This is a genomic window from Peribacillus sp. NJ4, assembly GCF_030348345.1.
Classification (GTDB): Bacteria; Bacillota; Bacilli; order Bacillales; family DSM-1321; genus Peribacillus.
This window is the reverse complement of record NZ_JAUCFQ010000001.1, coordinates 2,444,046-2,460,436: the sequence shown is the minus strand read 5'-3', so window position 1 is coordinate 2,460,436 and position 16,391 is coordinate 2,444,046. Positions and strand designations below refer to the sequence as shown.

The 16,391-nt window shown below is 35.9% G+C and carries 14 protein-coding genes and 1 pseudogene; 4 read left to right on the top strand and 11 right to left on the bottom strand.

The features are described from left to right. Positions 1–249: 249 nt before the first annotated feature. Complete coding sequence (locus tag QUF94_RS12365) at positions 250–861, bottom strand: FMN-binding negative transcriptional regulator (RefSeq protein WP_289318360.1); 612 nt, start codon at positions 859–861, stop codon at positions 250–252. Between the two features lie 199 nt (positions 862–1,060). Between QUF94_RS12365 and pdxR (QUF94_RS12360) the strand changes: the two genes are divergently transcribed. Continuing rightward, positions 1,061–2,440 (top strand): MocR-like pyridoxine biosynthesis transcription factor PdxR, encoded by a 1,380-nt coding sequence (gene pdxR / locus QUF94_RS12360; RefSeq protein ID WP_289316116.1) that lies wholly within the window; start codon positions 1,061–1,063, stop codon positions 2,438–2,440. A 250-nt stretch (positions 2,441–2,690) separates the two neighbouring features. Here the strand turns inward: pdxR (QUF94_RS12360) and QUF94_RS12355 are convergent, their stop codons facing one another. From QUF94_RS12355 to pdxR (QUF94_RS12335), 5 genes are all read right to left on the bottom strand, one after another. Beyond that, the gene (locus tag QUF94_RS12355; protein ID WP_289316115.1) at positions 2,691–3,068 is read right to left on the bottom strand and encodes a hotdog domain-containing protein; all 378 of its coding nucleotides are present in this window, start codon (positions 3,066–3,068) and stop codon (positions 2,691–2,693) included. A 200-nt stretch (positions 3,069–3,268) separates the two neighbouring features. Further along, positions 3,269–4,201 (bottom strand): MBL fold metallo-hydrolase, encoded by a 933-nt coding sequence (locus QUF94_RS12350; protein ID WP_289316114.1) that lies wholly within the window; start codon positions 4,199–4,201, stop codon positions 3,269–3,271. Positions 4,202–4,308: 107 nt separating this feature from the next. Beyond that, a complete protein-coding gene (locus tag QUF94_RS12345; protein ID WP_289316113.1) occupies positions 4,309–5,085 on the bottom strand; it encodes a helix-turn-helix domain-containing protein in 777 nt (258 codons plus the stop codon). A gap of 25 nt (positions 5,086–5,110) precedes the next feature. Further along, positions 5,111–5,686: a LysE family translocator gene (locus QUF94_RS12340; RefSeq protein ID WP_289316112.1), complete on the bottom strand. Its 576-nt coding sequence runs from the start codon at positions 5,684–5,686 to the stop codon at positions 5,111–5,113. Between the two features lie 231 nt (positions 5,687–5,917). Then, complete coding sequence (gene pdxR, locus QUF94_RS12335) at positions 5,918–7,396, bottom strand: MocR-like pyridoxine biosynthesis transcription factor PdxR (RefSeq protein ID WP_483313685.1); 1,479 nt, start codon at positions 7,394–7,396, stop codon at positions 5,918–5,920. On the opposite strand from pdxR (QUF94_RS12335), the gene QUF94_RS12330 reads away from it, so the two are divergent. Both QUF94_RS12330 and QUF94_RS12325 read left to right on the top strand, forming a co-directional pair. Next, complete coding sequence (locus QUF94_RS12330; protein ID WP_353957753.1) at positions 7,388–8,155, top strand: PhzF family phenazine biosynthesis protein; 768 nt, start codon at positions 7,388–7,390, stop codon at positions 8,153–8,155. The two genes, pdxR (QUF94_RS12335) and QUF94_RS12330, sit on opposite strands and share 9 nt — an antisense overlap. Before the next feature lie 342 nt (positions 8,156–8,497). Then, positions 8,498–8,845: a hypothetical protein gene (locus QUF94_RS12325; RefSeq protein ID WP_289316111.1), complete on the top strand. Its 348-nt coding sequence runs from the start codon at positions 8,498–8,500 to the stop codon at positions 8,843–8,845. A gap of 284 nt (positions 8,846–9,129) precedes the next feature. Here QUF94_RS12325 and QUF94_RS12320 read toward each other — a convergent pair whose 3' ends face one another. Both QUF94_RS12320 and QUF94_RS12315 read right to left on the bottom strand, forming a co-directional pair. Continuing rightward, positions 9,130–10,332, bottom strand: coding sequence for an IS110 family RNA-guided transposase (locus tag QUF94_RS12320; protein ID WP_289314851.1), 1,203 nt, complete (start codon positions 10,330–10,332; stop codon positions 9,130–9,132). A gap of 1,618 nt (positions 10,333–11,950) precedes the next feature. Beyond that, positions 11,951–13,339, bottom strand: a complete 1,389-nt coding sequence (locus QUF94_RS12315) for a M28 family peptidase (RefSeq protein WP_289316110.1) — start codon at positions 13,337–13,339, stop codon at positions 11,951–11,953. Positions 13,340–13,751: 412 nt separating this feature from the next. Here QUF94_RS12315 and QUF94_RS12310 point away from each other — a divergent pair, with 412 nt between their 5' ends. Beyond that, positions 13,752–13,907 (top strand): hypothetical protein, encoded by a 156-nt coding sequence (locus tag QUF94_RS12310; RefSeq protein WP_164468797.1) that lies wholly within the window; start codon positions 13,752–13,754, stop codon positions 13,905–13,907. 376 nt (positions 13,908–14,283) lie between these two features. Here QUF94_RS12310 and QUF94_RS12305 read toward each other — a convergent pair whose 3' ends face one another. From QUF94_RS12305 to QUF94_RS12295, 3 genes and pseudogenes are all read right to left on the bottom strand, one after another. Then, a complete protein-coding gene (locus QUF94_RS12305; protein ID WP_289316109.1) occupies positions 14,284–14,991 on the bottom strand; it encodes an SDR family oxidoreductase in 708 nt (235 codons plus the stop codon). Positions 14,992–15,026: 35 nt separating this feature from the next. Next, positions 15,027–15,401: pseudogene (locus QUF94_RS12300) on the bottom strand (MFS transporter); the annotation flags it as partial. A gap of 427 nt (positions 15,402–15,828) precedes the next feature. Further along, positions 15,829–16,011 (bottom strand): YolD-like family protein, encoded by a 183-nt coding sequence (locus tag QUF94_RS12295; RefSeq protein WP_137020992.1) that lies wholly within the window; start codon positions 16,009–16,011, stop codon positions 15,829–15,831. Between the last annotated feature and the right edge of the window lie 380 nt (positions 16,012–16,391).

The window sequence follows — 16,391 nt, the reverse complement described above, 5'->3', positions numbered from 1 at the left end:
AAATCTGTTAAGATTTTGACTAGCTTAATGGAAATAACATGCAACATTATTTAAAAAGGCTCCAATTTTTCTTCCATTAACCTGATAGTGAAAAAAAACGTTGCTGCTAAGATTTTCTCTGCACTTGTGTAAAAACGTTCTAAGTGTTCCTTATTATTGAAATCTGCTCCATTAGTAAAAAGAAGTTAAACAAAAAGAGTGTAAATCCTTATTGGATCAACACTCCCGTTAGTGCAGTAACATTCAACGTTATTTTTTTAGGTTTTCCTTCATTAAAAAGGAAATTTTTTGCTCATCTGTATATTGGATCTGTTCCAGGTGATTAATTACTAGCTCTTGTCGATGTATTGAATGGTTTTGACTTAACTTCGCTTTTCCCTCTATCTTTTTGATTTTTATTTTGAAGCCTTGAATTCCTTTGTTCATTCCAGCGAGAAAATTAGCGTCTAAATCTTGCAATTTGTATGAGCTATCAGGGGCTTCATACTTCAATACCATGTCATGCAAGGAATCCGTTAACTCCTGTTCATCCTCAATAAGTTCGGCTTCACCGTATACATGAACAGTCACATAATTCCATGTTGGTACTGCTTGATTCGTCTCATACCAAGAGGAAGAGATATAACAGTGAGGACCATGAAAAACTGCTAAGACTGTTTGATTTTCAATATCTTTCCATTGAGGGTTCGGACGAGCAAAATGACCATACAAATAGTTTTTCTCCTTATTCAAAAGCAGTGGTAAATGTGTAGCAAAAGGTATGCCTTCATGCATTGAACACAATGTTGCAAAACCATTCTCCTGTATTACATCGTAGGCTACTGCTAATTCTTTTATTTCAAATTGCTTGGGGATATACATAAAAAATCTCCTTTCCAACTGATATAAACTTTTAAACATTGATTCGTAAATATTATTTATTCACGATCATAGCAACTTTTTCTATTCTCATTTCTATCTTGAATAATCGAGTACGTCATCTAAGAAATATAGTATTATACAAACTGACATATAAAAAGGTACAATTGTAAATAAACAAACATGTCAAAGGAGGTCGTAAATGATAAATACCATTTTTGCTTTTAAGGATGATTCTTCCAAATACAAACAAATTTACGAGCAGTTTAAGTTATATATTGATCGGGGTGACATACTTGCTGATGAACAATTGCCTTCCATTCGTCAACTTGCGGATTCTCTTCAAGTAAGTCGCAATACGACATTAATGGCTTATGATCAACTTGTAGCTGAAGGATATATTCGTGGAGAAGGGAGAAAAGGTTATTTTGCAAATGAATTAGAGCCACTTTTATCCCAAGCAGAGTTAATTCCTCATAATAAAAAGCAAAGAGAGTCAGTGACACCTACCCTCATTGATTTCCGAGCAGGTGCCGTAGATCAAACACATTTCCCCCTTAAAATTTGGAGGAGGATTGCCAATCACGTATTAACGTTACAGGAGAGCTTTAAATATGGGGAACCCTTTGGTGAGGTGTGTCTACGTGAACAAATTGCCACATACTTACTCCAATCCCGTGGGGTGAAAACAGATGCAAATGCCATTATTATCGGCAGTAGTACCCAACAAATGCTTGTCAATCTTGGACATATACTGAAGAATGATTTTCCAAGCGTTACAGTAGAAGACCCTGGATATGATGGCGCTAGGGAAGCTTTTCAATTCCATTGTTTTACGATTGAAACTTTACCAGTTTATGAAGCAGGTGCTGATTTTTCACAATTGGAACAAATGAAATCACGATTAATCTATGTAACGCCTTCCCATCACAGTCCATATGGGGTAAGCATGTCCATTCAACAACGGCAAACGCTTATTCATTGGGCTAACAAGATGCAAGGGTATATTATCGAAGACGATTATGATAGTGAATTTCGCTATACGCAACAACCATTTCCAGCTCTCGCTTCCATTGATTCTGCAAGTGTCATTTATCTAGGGAATTTCTCAAAGTCCTTTCTTCCAGGAATTCGTTTAAGTTATATGGTGTTGCCAGAACCACTTTTAAACCATTATAAAGACCAATTTCTTCATTTCGAGAGTACCACTTCACTTCTAAGCCAACTCACAATGGCTAAATTTATGGAAGAAGGAGAATGGAATCGTCATATTAAACGTATGCGTCTTGTTTATAAACGAAAAATGCAGCTCTTGGTATCATTATTAAAAAAGCAATTCGATCAAAATATATCAATTATTGGTGAGCAGTCCGGTTTGTATTTATTAATCAAAGTACATCTGAAACGTTCAGAAGAATGGCTAATAGAGCGAGCTTCATTTCATGGTGTTAAAGTGTATCCTACCTCACTCTACTTTATTAAAAATAATACCGATAACCCCATTATTAAACTTGGTTTTAGTAATCTTTCTTGTGAGGAAATCCAGCTTGGCGTGGAGCTCCTAAAAAAGGCTTGGTTATAAACCCCCCCCTCCCCCGTAATTGTAGCTTATGTCTCTTTTACTAAATGGGATAGCTTCAGGAAAATGCAGATTTACCACGTTAACCAGGAAATCACAATATTAAAAAGCCCAATTTCTCAGCATTAAAATTGAGAAATTGGACTTTTAGTTATTCCAGAGGAGCGCTCGATTAAATGGAAAATATGAAAAAGCTACAAAATGGGACCCTAGCCATTTTACTAAGCACCTAGTTAAGGAAAGTATAAAGAATTTAAAGTATTATACCTGAAAAATCCCCTTTTAATACTTCTTTTTCATTCTGATTTTTACATAAAAAGAATGCAATAATAGCTGTTCTATTATTTTCTTGCCTTTCATATTTTTCAATTTCAACCTCACAAATTATTGTATCCCCCGTAAACACAGGTCTTAAAAACTCAAAATTCATAGTACGAGCCATTACGTGATGATCTCCACCTACTTTTGTTGGTAGAGTTGCCGTTAATAATCCTTGAATTACAAGTCTTCCCTGTTCATCTGGGTTTATATGATGATTCCCTTCATCACCTGAAATCTCTGTAAATAATTCAACATCCCTTACTGTAAAAGTCCGTTCAAACGTAATGATATCTCCTACTTTTAATGACATATAAATCCCTCCTGAAGGTTTTATGAAGGTGATTAATACCCGCGGACAAAACGCGAATTTTATATCTTAATAACTAACAGCGTCAATGAAGTATTGTTTTGGTAATTTGTTTTCGGTTAAGCTTTTTGATATAAGATATTTTTCTGAGGAAAGGAAGATAAATACGCTACATTGAAACCAGAAACGTTTTTCAGATATCCTTATGTGAGAAAATCTTGAGGTTTCCAATCTTTCGGCTTTATGTTCTTATTCATCCATTTCTTTTGTGGTGCTTGGTATGGGGTGGAGGCAATTAAATGATTATTGTGCCAGCTTGCTGCTCCGGAACGAATCATTTCATAGAGCAGGATCGGGATAAATTCTTCTGGCTGAAGTTGGAAAGAGTAGCGTGCAAAATCTTGGAACCAACCACACTTTAGTAGGTAGTTATCGAGTTCTTCTTTTGTCAATCCGTTTTTAATGATTAATGTGAATGAAAAAATCCTTTTGCAGGCATGCCATGCAACTTTTTCTGGCATTCTGAGCCACTTTTCAAACCGTTCCCTTGCTGCATCAATGGCAGCCAAAGGATTCTCTATTTGTGGTCCATGTCCTGAATATGCCTGTTGAATTCGAAGCATGGACAACCGATCCAAACTTTCTATCGATCGTTGGATAGATGAAACACCCTCTCGAAAGATATTTAACCATCCGATATCACCTTTGTGGAAGAGATCCCCGCAAATTAATACTTCACCTTCCGGTTCATATAAAGAAATATGTCCTAACGTATGTCCTGGTGTGTGCAAGATTTTTAACGTTCTGCTTCCTGTATTAATATCATCGTTATCAGAGAACTTTAGATCGACTCGATAAGGTTCTACTGGCTGATCTAACCATTCTGAACTACAGGCTTCTGAGTCGCAAGAATTAATTAAATCTGCTTCCCATTTATGAGCAGCAATCCTAACTCCATAATTTTTTTGAAAATGAAAATTGCCCCCTACATGGTCACTATGATAGTGCGTGTTCACAATAAGGTGTAATTCTTTTGGTGAAATGCCTACTTCTTTAATTAATTGCTCTGTATCTTTCGCATCACTTCCAAAACCAGTATCAATAAGGACCGGGAGCTGATCCTTAATAAGGATCATGTTTGCACTTGGAAATTTTCTTTCAAAGAAAATAATACTGGATTTTTTAATAAGCCATTCCTCCTTAAATTCAATGACAAACCAATATTAATCCAACAAATTCCTAATCAATTTAAAAGTGAAATATATTCAAAGGCTGTTGTTCCGTATACGCTTTTAAAGTGTTTATTTAAATGGGTTAAATCAACAAAACCACATTCAGCTACAGCTGAATGAATATCTCTATTTTTTTCTATTAACTGCTTTGCATATTCTATCTTGCAGTTAAGAAAGTATTGATATGGTGAAATGCCAGTATGAGTCTTGAATAACCGGATAAACTTAAATTTCGATAAATCAAGCTCTTTACATATCTCGTCAAGTTTAGGTATAGTTTCTAAGTTGGTGTGAAGCATATTCTTCGCTTTTCTAATTAGAGTGTTATCTTTCTTATAGTCTGTAGAAAGATCAGTTTGAATAAGGTTATCTGTGAGGGATAACAGTAATTCACTACACAATGCCTCATCTTTTTCGCTTAATATTGCATTCGTAAGACTTAGTATTCCTTGTTTAAGCCTATAATCATAAACAATGGGATTTGAAAAGCGTATGATATCCTTCTTCTCAATAACCTCCAGAAGCAATTGTGGCTCAATATATAGCATCACATAATCTAGGCCTGTCTCATCATGTGCCATTCCGTCATGTGCCTGTTCCGGATTAAAAAGCATAACGCCATTTTGATAGGACAAGTGTAAACTGCCATCCAAGTTATAGTGTTGAATACCACGCAATGTGACTCCTATTGCATACTCTTTATGAGAGTGCTTCTTATATGTGAAATCAGTAATGCTTGCTGACAAAGCCGTAATACCTGCCGATTTTTTATAGATAAATTTATCCATTTAATTCACCTCTTAAGTAGCTTACCTACATCCATATCATGATTGCAGCATAAACTAAAAACAATGCCATCAATATATTAACAATCTTTTTATGCTTCTGTAAAAACTCCTTGAAGATTGCACCAAAAAGTACCCATGTAATAAATGCTAAGAATCCTATAACAGTTATAGCGATAACGCTTATTGTAACCGCAGGCATTGAGACATAATAGGGCATAATATAGGTAGGAATGACAGTCATTGTAAATAGTACTACCTTTGGATTTAAAAACTGCGTAAGAAATCCAGACATAAAGGTACCCGTTTGTTTTACATTTGGTTTTGATGAATCCATTTTGTAAACTTGATAAGCAAGATATAACATATAAAAGCTTCCGATTATCTGCATAACAATTAATATTTTTGGTATGATCGTTGCAAGTATCGTATTTAACATAGCAGAAATAGCAAGTAAGAAACCAAAAGCAATCGTTGCTCCATACGTATATTCCATTGCCTTTTTTGTACCAGAGTTATGCACGGTGGATAATATGACTATATTAGTAGGTCCTGGTGTAAATGTAACAATAAAACAGTAAAATACAAAAGATGTAATATTCATGAGGTAAACTCCTTTCAAGATATCCTCATGTAATTGTACATCCTAACTTTATAAGCATATAGTATGTTATTGCAGGCTTATATATTGCTTCTTTAAAGATAAATCTACAAATTCAGGGTGCGGATACGTCAAAACCCTGACTTCCTTACGTAAGCAGGAAACCAGGGTCTTTTTACGTCAATTTACAACCATCAAACTTTAATCTGAAAGTATTTTTGTTGCAGCCTTTCTTTACATAATGGGGGATTGTCTAAATAGTTGATTTGAAGATAAAAATTTTCTTGTGATATTGCAAAATTTTAAAATTCCATTTTCTAATTCACTATCCGATAAATAGGAAAAGTTTAACCTTAAATGATGGTTTTCCGGTTCTCCTGCGAAACAAGCTGAACCAGGTAGAAAGTAAATATTCTCTTTTTGACATTCGATTAATAAATGGTTCGTGTTCCACTCTGATGGAATGGATACCCATATATTTAATCCCCCTGTTGGTTCAATCCATTGAACTTCATTTGGCATATGGGAATTGAAGAGTTCTATAACTTTATCCCTTCTTAATTTCAAAGCAAATCTCAGCTTTTCCATATGGTCCTCCATCCTTTTCGAATGAAAAAATGGGAGAATTGCCTTTTGTGTTAATAATGGACTACCAAGGTCCGTATTCACTTTAGATGCCACTAAACGATTAAACAGAGTGCCATTTGCGGTCAGTAGTCCTATCCGGCAACCAGGAACCAATGTCTTGCTTAGCCCCTTTAGATAAATGACGAAACCGTTTTTATCAAGACTCTTTATAGGTGATGGAGGTTTCTTGTCAAAAAATATCTCACTCCAGGGTTCGTCTTCTACAATGATTATTTGATTTTCTTGGGCAAATATTAATAATTGCTCCCTTCTTTTTCGACTTAAAACCCTTCCAGTTGGATTCTGAAAGTTAGGGATGGTATATATCATTTTGGGTTTATATATTTCGCAAACTCTTTGTAAAAGGTCCATTCTCATTCCTTCTTTATCTAATGGAACAGGAATAATAGTAGCCCCACGAGCACGAAATGTATCAATGGCATTGGGATAAGTGGGTGCTTCTGTAACCACAACATCACCTGGTCCTATAAAAGTTTTCGCCACCAAATCTATTCCTTGTTGAGTTCCATTAGTTACCAATATATCTTTATGGTCAATATTTAAATCTTGTTTGCGAAGATACTCGCTCATAGCTTTTCTAAGTTCCTCATCCCCTTGTGCAGGTCCATAACTTGATAAAATACTGGGATTTTTTTCTAAATTTGCATGGATTTCTTTCTCCAGATAACGATTCGGAAGTAAAGATGGACAAATCGCTGCAACAGAAAACTGAATACAGTTTTCAAATGATCCATAATGGGTACCAAATTGAGTTCGGGGAAGATAATCTAAAACGGATAATTGCCACTCGAAATTGTTCTTTTTATTATTTTCTTTATCTTCTGATGTAATATTAGCTTTAACAAATGTCCCCTTTCCTTGTATCCGTTCAATTAACTCATTTTTTTCTAACAATGCATACACTCTTACAACTGTAAGTACACTTACCCCTAATTCTTTTGCTAACGCTCTAACGGAAGGCAAACGTTCATCTTCCGATAACCCCCCTGACCTGATTCTATCTGCTATATTCTCATAAATTTGTTGATTAATCGGGATATTGGAGTTCCTGTTTATGTGGTTGATGCATTTGCAGAAAAGGTCTTTGAGGGAAATCCTGCTGGGGTTTGTGTTTTGAATGAATGGATTTCTGATGACATTATGCAAAAGGTTGCTATTGAAAATAACCTTTCTGAAACGGCATTTGCAGTAAAAGGTGCGGAAAACTATAAACTTAGATGGTTTACACCAGGAGGAGAGATCAACCTTTGTGGTCACGCAACTTTAGCAACTGCTTTTGTCATTATGAACTATGTTGAAAAGCAATTGAAAACCATTCAATTCGACACGATGAGTGGGGTACTCACAGTAAATAGAAAAGATGATTTGTATGAACTTGATTTCCCAACTGTCCCTTCAACGGAGATACCTCTTACTGAACAAATGATTGATGCTTTGGGAACCACACCGATAGAAGCATATCTAAATAGAGATTTGTTATTTGTATTAGAGTCAGAAGAAGCAGTGAAAAATCTAAGTCCTGACTTTTCAAAACTAGAACAGTTGCCAGAGGGTCTTGGAGTTATTGTTACGGCCAAAGGAAATGATTATGATTTTGTTTCAAGAGCATTTTTCCCAAAGTTAAAGGTAAATGAGGACCCAGTATGCGGTTCTGCCCACTGCGGTTTAGTGCCCTTTTGGGCAGAGAAACTAAAGAAACGTGAAATGGTAGCAAGACAGTTATCCAATAGAGGCGGTACACTTTTTTGTAAGCACGAGGACACACGGGTAAAGATGGCTGGAAAAGCAGCACTCTACTTAATTGGGGATATTACTATTGGGTAATGACTATGGAAGATATGAAATATAGTCAAACCAACGTTCTAACCAAACAAATAATAATAGCTTGGCGTTTTTTGCCAAGCTATTATTTTAGCTGCAAATCAACACATATATTTAACAGAGCCTTGTAAAGTTAAATATTTAGAAAGTGATAAGCCTTTAGTTCAATATTTTTATGACAAATTAAAATTTAATGTTGCTGAGGGAAAAGAATTTTCATCGAGTGATTATCACCATATAAAGGATCATGGTTTTACAAATGTAGATTTAGTTACAACTTTAAGTGATTCATTACTCATATCTCTTTTCGGCAAATATGAGTATCTTTTAACTGTATTATGTGATGTGGTTAAGGAGAGTTTAGAAATCGGGATTAGTTATAAAATGATGAAGCAGCAAGGTATCATTGCTTCAGTAAAATATTTAGATAGTTTACTGAATATTGATATTGAAAAATCTAATATCTATAAGAATAATATAGATTGTTGGAGAGTGTTACGTAATATCCTTGCTCATAATTATAGTGTGCCGGATGAAAAACACTACGGTCAATTGGGTAAAATAAATATTCATACAACTATTGTAACAGAAAGAGTTGTTACAAGTATGAATGATTGTTTTAGGTTAATTACTGATTTTGAGAGTTTTTATACTATGGTATTTGATAAATTGTTAACTATAGAAAATGAATAAAGCGTGTTCTTATTGTTTCTTATATATCCAGTTGAAAAGCCTAATTTATTTAAATATATATAAGAACAATTAGTTCCCTAAATATAAAACCTGTATCTTAGATTACCGAGTAATCATTGATACAGTCTTTTTTTATACTCCTTCTTGAACTAAACCAGCTAATAGGATGTCAATATCTTTCTCTAAAATTTTCATTTCCCTTATGATATACTATTTTTGTTCATGACAAATAACCCTCCAAAACCCTTTTGGAAGGATTTTTCTCTGTTTCACAAAACCGTTAATCAGGCTAAATCTAGGAATGCTTCTTTTCTCTTTAATAAAGCGTAAATCCAATGAAGAAGTTTATTCATACAGGCAACGATCGCCACTTTGGCTGGCTTTCCTTCTGATTTTTTCTTATCAATGAAAGCTTTAAGCTTTTTGTTTCTTGAACTCCTTATGCCGCATAGCACGGCAAGATACAGGGAATGACGTAGTCTGCTCGAACCTCTTTTAGTAATACGATTAATGGTTGCCGTATACTTACCCGATGAGTGAACACTTGGATCTATTCCAGCGAAGGCAACCAGTCTTTTCGGATGATTAAACCGATCGATTTCACCAATTTCAGAAATAATTGTGGCTGCGATTTTTTCTCCGATACCTGGAATCGATTGGATGATCTTATATTCCTCAATTTCATTTGCCAGGGCCACTATACGATCTTCCAAATCAGAGAGGTGTCCCTGGTAATGAAAAAGCAACTCAATATACATACGAAGATTGATTACGTGACTTTGATACACATTTTTTTGGTATGGATTTCGAGATGCGGAGTCCATTATTTTTTTGGCTTTTTTCCATGCCCATTGACCCGATCGGCTAGGACAGAACTCTATAACACTCTCTGCTAGTTTACTTTCCCCGGCTGTTAACACCACCTCTGAAGTGGGATATTCCTTTAATATCAATAAAGAAACCCTTGAATATAGATCCCCAAAAACCTTCCGGTATTCAGGAAACACTTGATCTAAAATGGTGTGAAACTGAAGTTTAGCTTCCACATACATATTCGTTACGATTTCCTGTTGTCTGGACAAATTCCGAAGGTCTAATAGCTGAATTCCTCTAATTTTATGAGGTTCAAAATCCTCTTTGTAATACAGCACACACAACTGGTACGCATCGATAGCGTCTGTTTTTACCTTCCGTAAACTGGTCTTCTTTGCCTGATAAGAAATAATCGGATTTAGTAAGATATATAGAATCCCTTGTTCCTCCAAGTATTGAATAACAGGAGTATGGTAATGCCCTGTAGATTCTAAAATGACCATAGGCATCTGCCCTGTCACCTCTTCAATCTCTTTTAAAAAGTCTAAAAAATGATCTAATTCCTCTTTGATGTGCTTCATTGAAAAGCTCTTCCCATACGGTTTAGATTGATCTAAAAATGCCTGAACTTGACTCTCTCCTTTTGCCACATCCAGACCAACAACTGGATTCATTGTTTTTCCCTCCTCTACATACTTACCAGTACCCCTAGTCCTCCATGTAGTGTCATAGCTTCGCTTGTTATACGAGATCTACGTCCCAACCAGCCTCAAACATGTTTCTACAAATAGGGGGCGGACTGTTTAGTTCACGGGATCAAGTCCCACGCACCCGTACGTCCTACCCTGGCTACTGATATAATAGATTCTATTAAAAAAAGGTCAACCAGTAAAAACTGGCTAACCTTATAATACGAACGCACCCGTTACTTTAAGAACATTCACCATTTCTCCCAAAGCAAACTAATTACTTATATAAGGAAAACTAGATATAAATTTCGAGCAATGATTATAAGTCTTCCGGATTAATCGGTGTTTTCTCTTCTATTAGTGTAACTTTACTTTTTGATACCCACCCAAGCCATGTATCTCTATCTACTCTAGTCAGATTTAGATTACTTCCCACAAGTAACGAATCTGTGGCCACTTGGTATTGGCTTTCCTTTTCCTTTAAAATTTAGACTTTCTCCTCTTGTATAATTCCATAAGGAACTATACTTACACAATCCAATAATTCGTTAGGCTTCACTATCTTAGAGTAAAATCCACTATTGTAATTATCTTCAAATGTTGCATCTATATTCAATTTATCCTCAGTTATGATTTTCAAATTATTATCCATATCTAAAGTTATTTCACACTCAACTCCCTTATATTTTCCATATAAACCTTATTTTAACATTATTTTCCACCTCGAATATTTAATTTGCTTATTCAACTAAACTCCCTCAATAAACTAAACACAATCTCACGATTGCTCGAGTATTCTTAGGATTTCATAGCCATATCATTAACCGTTATCTATGTAAGCTCGGCAATACTCCTCAAGAATAGGGATTTACCGAAAAAAGTTCATGCTAAACTAGCCAATTAGAGGAAAAAATTGGTTTAAGCAATGTCATGATCGCACTTTAGGATATCCACATGTCTCATGGAGGTCAACCCTCCCATTTCTCACAGAGTCGATGCTCCCACATTCCTTCGTTCAACCTTTCCATGAGGTGGATGTCGGTCATGCTGCCCCACAGGATCTAAGTCCTCACGTTAGTTGCTTTGCCGACTAATCCGTGCTTCACTTTTAAATAAGTGTTAATTAAATGACCGTGTAACCTTAAAATTCAATGAACTATGCGACTGTTTGATGGTCTACAAATGTTGCCATATGAGGGATATCCTTTAACATCTTGTCTTCTTGAAACGTAAATTGTTTTTTACCGATTGAAAACAGAATTCGAATAAGCTTGTTACACAAGGCTATCCCTTTAAAGTTTGCGCTGTTTTTGGATTTCTATCTATTGATTGTTGAAATTATTTCTGTGAAGTAGTATTGGAGAGGTACACTGATAATATTGAGTATTTACAGTGGGAATGGTATTGGAGTTGGATAAGCATGTATGTTTTATTACATATTTCATATAGGATTTTCACTAGACTTAGAGCTTAGAAATAGTGAAAAAATTAAGCACGAGGCGCTGGCCGATAAAAAGAAGAGAGCATCTGTAAACTACACAGCTGCCCTCCTGATTTTCTCCAAGATCCATTATTAATCTCGTAATTCTGTACAATGAAGTATTTAATCTACCGGACGGTCATCAAAATCATAGTCTACCGTGCTAGGAGCTACACGTGCATTTGTTAATGCCGGAGTTTCCGGACGGGCAATTTGATACACACTGGCACCGACAATTTCAGCTGCTTGCTGCAATTTTTCTTTGGATATCTTATCCAGTGTATCTGTAGGCTGGTGATACCAAGGCTCTACAGGGGAATGGATAAACAAGGCGGATGGAATGCCAAGCTCATGGAATGGTTGGTGGTCACTCCTGCCCAGCTGTCCATAAGGAATCGCAACATCCATCGTTCTGGCCCCTGCTGAGGAACCCAGGTCCGTCACAAGGTTTTTCATTCCATCAATGGTATACATAATCAAACCACCTGCAGGATTATCCTCGCCAGCATCACGTCCGCCTATCATATCCATTTGGAAGTGAGCCACCATGCGGTCTACATCCTCTTTGGGAAGGGAATCTGCATAGAAGGATGATCCAACGAGCCCTCTTTCCTCAGATCCGAACGTGAGGAAGCGAATTTCAGTGTCAATTGGCGTTTTGGCCAGGATCCTTGCCAGTTCCAGCACAGCTGATACACCCGAAGCATCATCGTTTGCACCAGGGCCGCCCGGGACAGAATCATGATGGGCTCCAACAGTCACGATTTGACCATTATCCTTATTGGCTTTTGGTTTTAGGGAAGCGATTACATTGTAGGATGTCTTTTCGATTCTTTCAGCTTTTCCCACTTCCAGAGTGGACGTGATTTGTTTAGTTTTAAGCTGTTCGACCAACTCTAACCCTTGGGCTTGGGTAATGGCTACAGCAGGTATATTTTGCCCCGCTGATACTTGTCCGAAATTATTTCCTGATGGTGAGTTGTTGTACATTAAAACGCCAACCGCTCCTTTATTTAGGACATTCTGAACCTTTTCAACAAAGGTAATGTCCCCACGTTCAACTAGTGCAATTTTCCCAGATACATTTTCTCCAACTTCCTCTGGCTTTGCTTTTCCAACATTAACAAGTTCGGCCGTTACCTTCCCGCTGATACTGCCGCTAATGGCACGCGGTGTTCCTCCTAAATCACTGTCACCAATTTTCACTTTTACATTTTGCACCGTATCATAGATGGGAAAAGGCTGAATCTTTGTTTCAAAACCAAGACTCTTAAACTGACTTTCTATGTATTTGACTGCACGGAGCTCCCCTTCTGTACCAGCAGCCCTCGGTTGCTCTGATAGATAGGCAATCGTATTATACATATTGTCCGCACTAATTTTTTTGATAACTTTGTTATCAAAAGCTGTGTCAGACTGGGCATTTGTTGCCCCGTTTGTTTGTGCAAATACTGTACCAGTTGATAGAACCATACCCGCAGCTAATAGTACTGTTAGTGATTTTCTATACATATAATCCCTCCTTCTTCATAATCTTCCTAATTATGTATTTAACTGAATAGTTTGTAAATGAGTCATTAGTCTTTAAATTCCAACTATCAATCGGTGTCTGACACCCGCTCTCTTTGAATCGAACGATTTTTCTCTTTCCCTTTAAAATTCTATATTAATTCATATCATTTAAAACTTTTCGTTGTCTGAAGAGATAGAAGTTCATCTTAAACTAAACTGCCCCGTTAGTGCCATAAGAAAAAAACTGCCTAAAAGACAGTCAGTTAATCTAAGCTAACGCACCTGATATTTCAACAGGGTCTAAATAATAAGTTACTAAAGACAAGAATTATTTTTTAAATAAATAATACGTATTTTCCCTTATACTTGTGCATATTAAAAACAATAACATTGAAAGCGAGATGGATACGTATTGTCTAAACAAGGGATGCAAAACAAGGATCAAACGAGAAAGCAAATCGAGAAACAGGATAAAAGAAATGATGTTGAATTAGGTAATGAATTTCAAATTGGAAACACAAGTTCACAGAGCTCCAAAAAAAGTGGACGTCAAGTAAATAAAAAATAACCTCGATCTTTCGGGGTTATTTTTTCTCTATATTGTAAAAACACCATTTTCTGAAACCAAGCTGCCCCTTTAGTTCCGTAAGAAAATGAGCTGACTGAGCAACTCCCTTATTGAAGTAAAGCATATTTTAGTTGAACAATATTATACTGTTTCTTTACTTTGTGTTTAAGTGTGGTTCGATGAAAAATAACCATAGAAATTAGTTACTGCTGTAATAATAAGATTAATAGTTTTCTCTGTTTTTGTTGACTTTAACGGAGTTATTGAATTACTTTGGAATGAATTCCTTAACCATCTAACAAAACTAGTGAGAATTTCCAAGGTAACCTCTGTGTAACCCTCATTTATTTCCCAAATACACAAAGTAATTGTAATGTTACCAATCGATTCGTTTTCCATCTCTAAAAAAGCCGCCATTAGGTCCTTCAGGTCCAATCGTCGCTAACCACAGGATAGACTCAGCAGCTTGCTTAGGTGTTCTTGGAGCCGATGGTCCTCCCATATCTGAGCTTACCCATCCCGGATCGACTGCATTTATTTTGATATCATCATTCAATTCTGCGGCTACCAATCGTGTCAATCCATTTAAGGTGAATTTAGACATCTTATAAGCTCCTACTCCTGGATATGACATTTCGCTCATCGCCCCATATTCTGAGGAAACATTAATAATTCTCCCATGGCCCTGTTTTTCCATGAGGGGAATGAAGGAACGGATCACATGGTAAACTCCAAAGAAATTTGTTGCCATTGTTTTCTCCAGAATGGAAGGGTCCATAGACACTAACTTTTCATTCTCATCCAAATATACACCAGCATTATTAATCAATACGTCTAACCTTCCATACCGCTCATTTACTGTAATCGCAGCTTGACTGACGCTTTCTTGATTATCTACATCCAACGTCACAAACGAAACCTCCAGATTTAACTCCTTAAGTTTTTGCGCACCTTCATGACCCCTTTCTGGATCCCGACTTGCCAAAATGACCTTAAAACCATTCAAAGCCAATTGTTTGACCAGTTCATACCCAATTCCTCGGTTCCCACCGGTAACAAGTGCAACTTTTATATCCTTTGACATTTTAAAACCTCCATTCTATGACTACTAATCTCGGGCTAGAGCAGATTTAGAAAGTTTTCTGTAGGACTATAGATATAGTTTCTTAGTAAAATAGTTATCAAACTTAGGATCAATGATGGGATTCCCACTAATACGACGTATTGTGTACCCATTTGTGATATAAATAACCCGCCTACAGCTGCACCCAATGTTGTTCCTACGTTACAGGATGATATAAATAAGCCAGTGGCGAAATCAGGCGCTTCGGGAGCTGAAGACACAATCAAATATTGATTAATATTTGCCATTATCCCTCCAGCTAATATTCCCCAAATTAAAGTTATTATTGCCATAGGTACGGTAAACTGTCCTGTGAAGAATAAAATGATGTAAACAGCACCCAATAACAAAGGAAAAGATACTACAGACTTTGTAACAGAGATATATTACGAGAGAAATTAAAGAATTTATATATGGTATGGAGTATCCATTAAACCCAAGTGTTGCTGGGAGAAATTAAACCTAAAATTGAATCTTAAAAATATAAATTTGTTATGTATCAATACTGATTAATCCACAGAAGATTTTATTTCGTAAACCATAGTGAAGAAGCATTGAAAAATATAAGAGACTGTCTATTCAAGAAAGGATACTACCATCTACAAAGAATAAAACTATATTTATCAATCCGGAAATGAGGAGCCCTATTTTTTTCAAAACTGAAAAATTACTAACTACAGGAATGCTAAACGACCCTTTAGCTTTCCATATATGAAAAAAGAACCTCTAGTAATATACTAAAGATTCGGGATTAATAAATATATTGTAACTTTAATTAGTTAAATGAAAGTAATTAAGTTAATATATTTCCATAATACGAGATAAACGAATAGAGGAAATCTTTTGATTTTCATCCTTTAAGGAAAGGGTTTGTTCATTAAGGTTAAGTTTATGCAATTGACCCTTACATGTTTTTAATACTCCTTCTTTATAATAAATGATGGTCGTTATGCCCTTTTTTTTCAACGATTTCAAGATCATCTGATTATCTCCTTTCTGTCTATTCAATAATTTATTAAAATTGTATGATACTTGGTGCAATACTATGAAATCAGTTAAGATATGTATATTATACAATGAAAATCGTAAGCGTTTTCATTATTGATGTGAACAATTTGTGAAAGTTTGAACATTAGAATATTTTAGGAAAATCAGAATAGGCTAGGAAATGGTAATATTTTTGGGGGTCACCACCGACCACATTTAAAATTTGTCTTTCTAGATATAAAGTACGCCGGATCCTTTCGAACTCGTCAATTATGCCAAAGAAACAGTCGCTATAGATAGTGTGAAAGTTTATGATTCTGATAGTTCTGTTCTCCAAACCTACTCTCCAGAGGACTTAGCTGAGTTGGGAGTTT

Excerpts from the sequence above, each read along its gene's own strand:
- QUF94_RS12350 (WP_289316114.1), bottom strand. The coding sequence starts at position 4,201 with ATGATCCTTATTAAGGATCAGCTCCCGGTCCTTATTGATACTGGTTTT.
- QUF94_RS12345 (WP_289316113.1), bottom strand. The coding sequence starts at position 5,085 with ATGGATAAATTTATCTATAAAAAATCGGCAGGTATTACGGCTTTGTCA.
- QUF94_RS12320 (WP_289314851.1), bottom strand. The coding sequence starts at position 10,332 with ATGAATCCAGTTGTTGGTCTGGATGTGGCAAAAGGAGAGAGTCAAGTT.
- QUF94_RS12295 (WP_137020992.1), bottom strand. The coding sequence starts at position 16,011 with ATGATCTTGAAATCGTTGAAAAAAAAGGGCATAACGACCATCATTTAT.
- QUF94_RS12340 (WP_289316112.1), bottom strand. The coding sequence starts at position 5,686 with ATGAATATTACATCTTTTGTATTTTACTGTTTTATTGTTACATTTACA.
- QUF94_RS12355 (WP_289316115.1), bottom strand. The coding sequence starts at position 3,068 with ATGTCATTAAAAGTAGGAGATATCATTACGTTTGAACGGACTTTTACA.
- QUF94_RS12315 (WP_289316110.1), bottom strand. The coding sequence starts at position 13,339 with ATGTATAGAAAATCACTAACAGTACTATTAGCTGCGGGTATGGTTCTA.
- QUF94_RS12305 (WP_289316109.1), bottom strand. The coding sequence starts at position 14,991 with ATGTCAAAGGATATAAAAGTTGCACTTGTTACCGGTGGGAACCGAGGA.
- pdxR (WP_289316116.1), top strand. The coding sequence starts at position 1,061 with ATGATAAATACCATTTTTGCTTTTAAGGATGATTCTTCCAAATACAAA.
- QUF94_RS12365 (WP_289318360.1), bottom strand. The coding sequence starts at position 861 with ATGTATATCCCCAAGCAATTTGAAATAAAAGAATTAGCAGTAGCCTAC.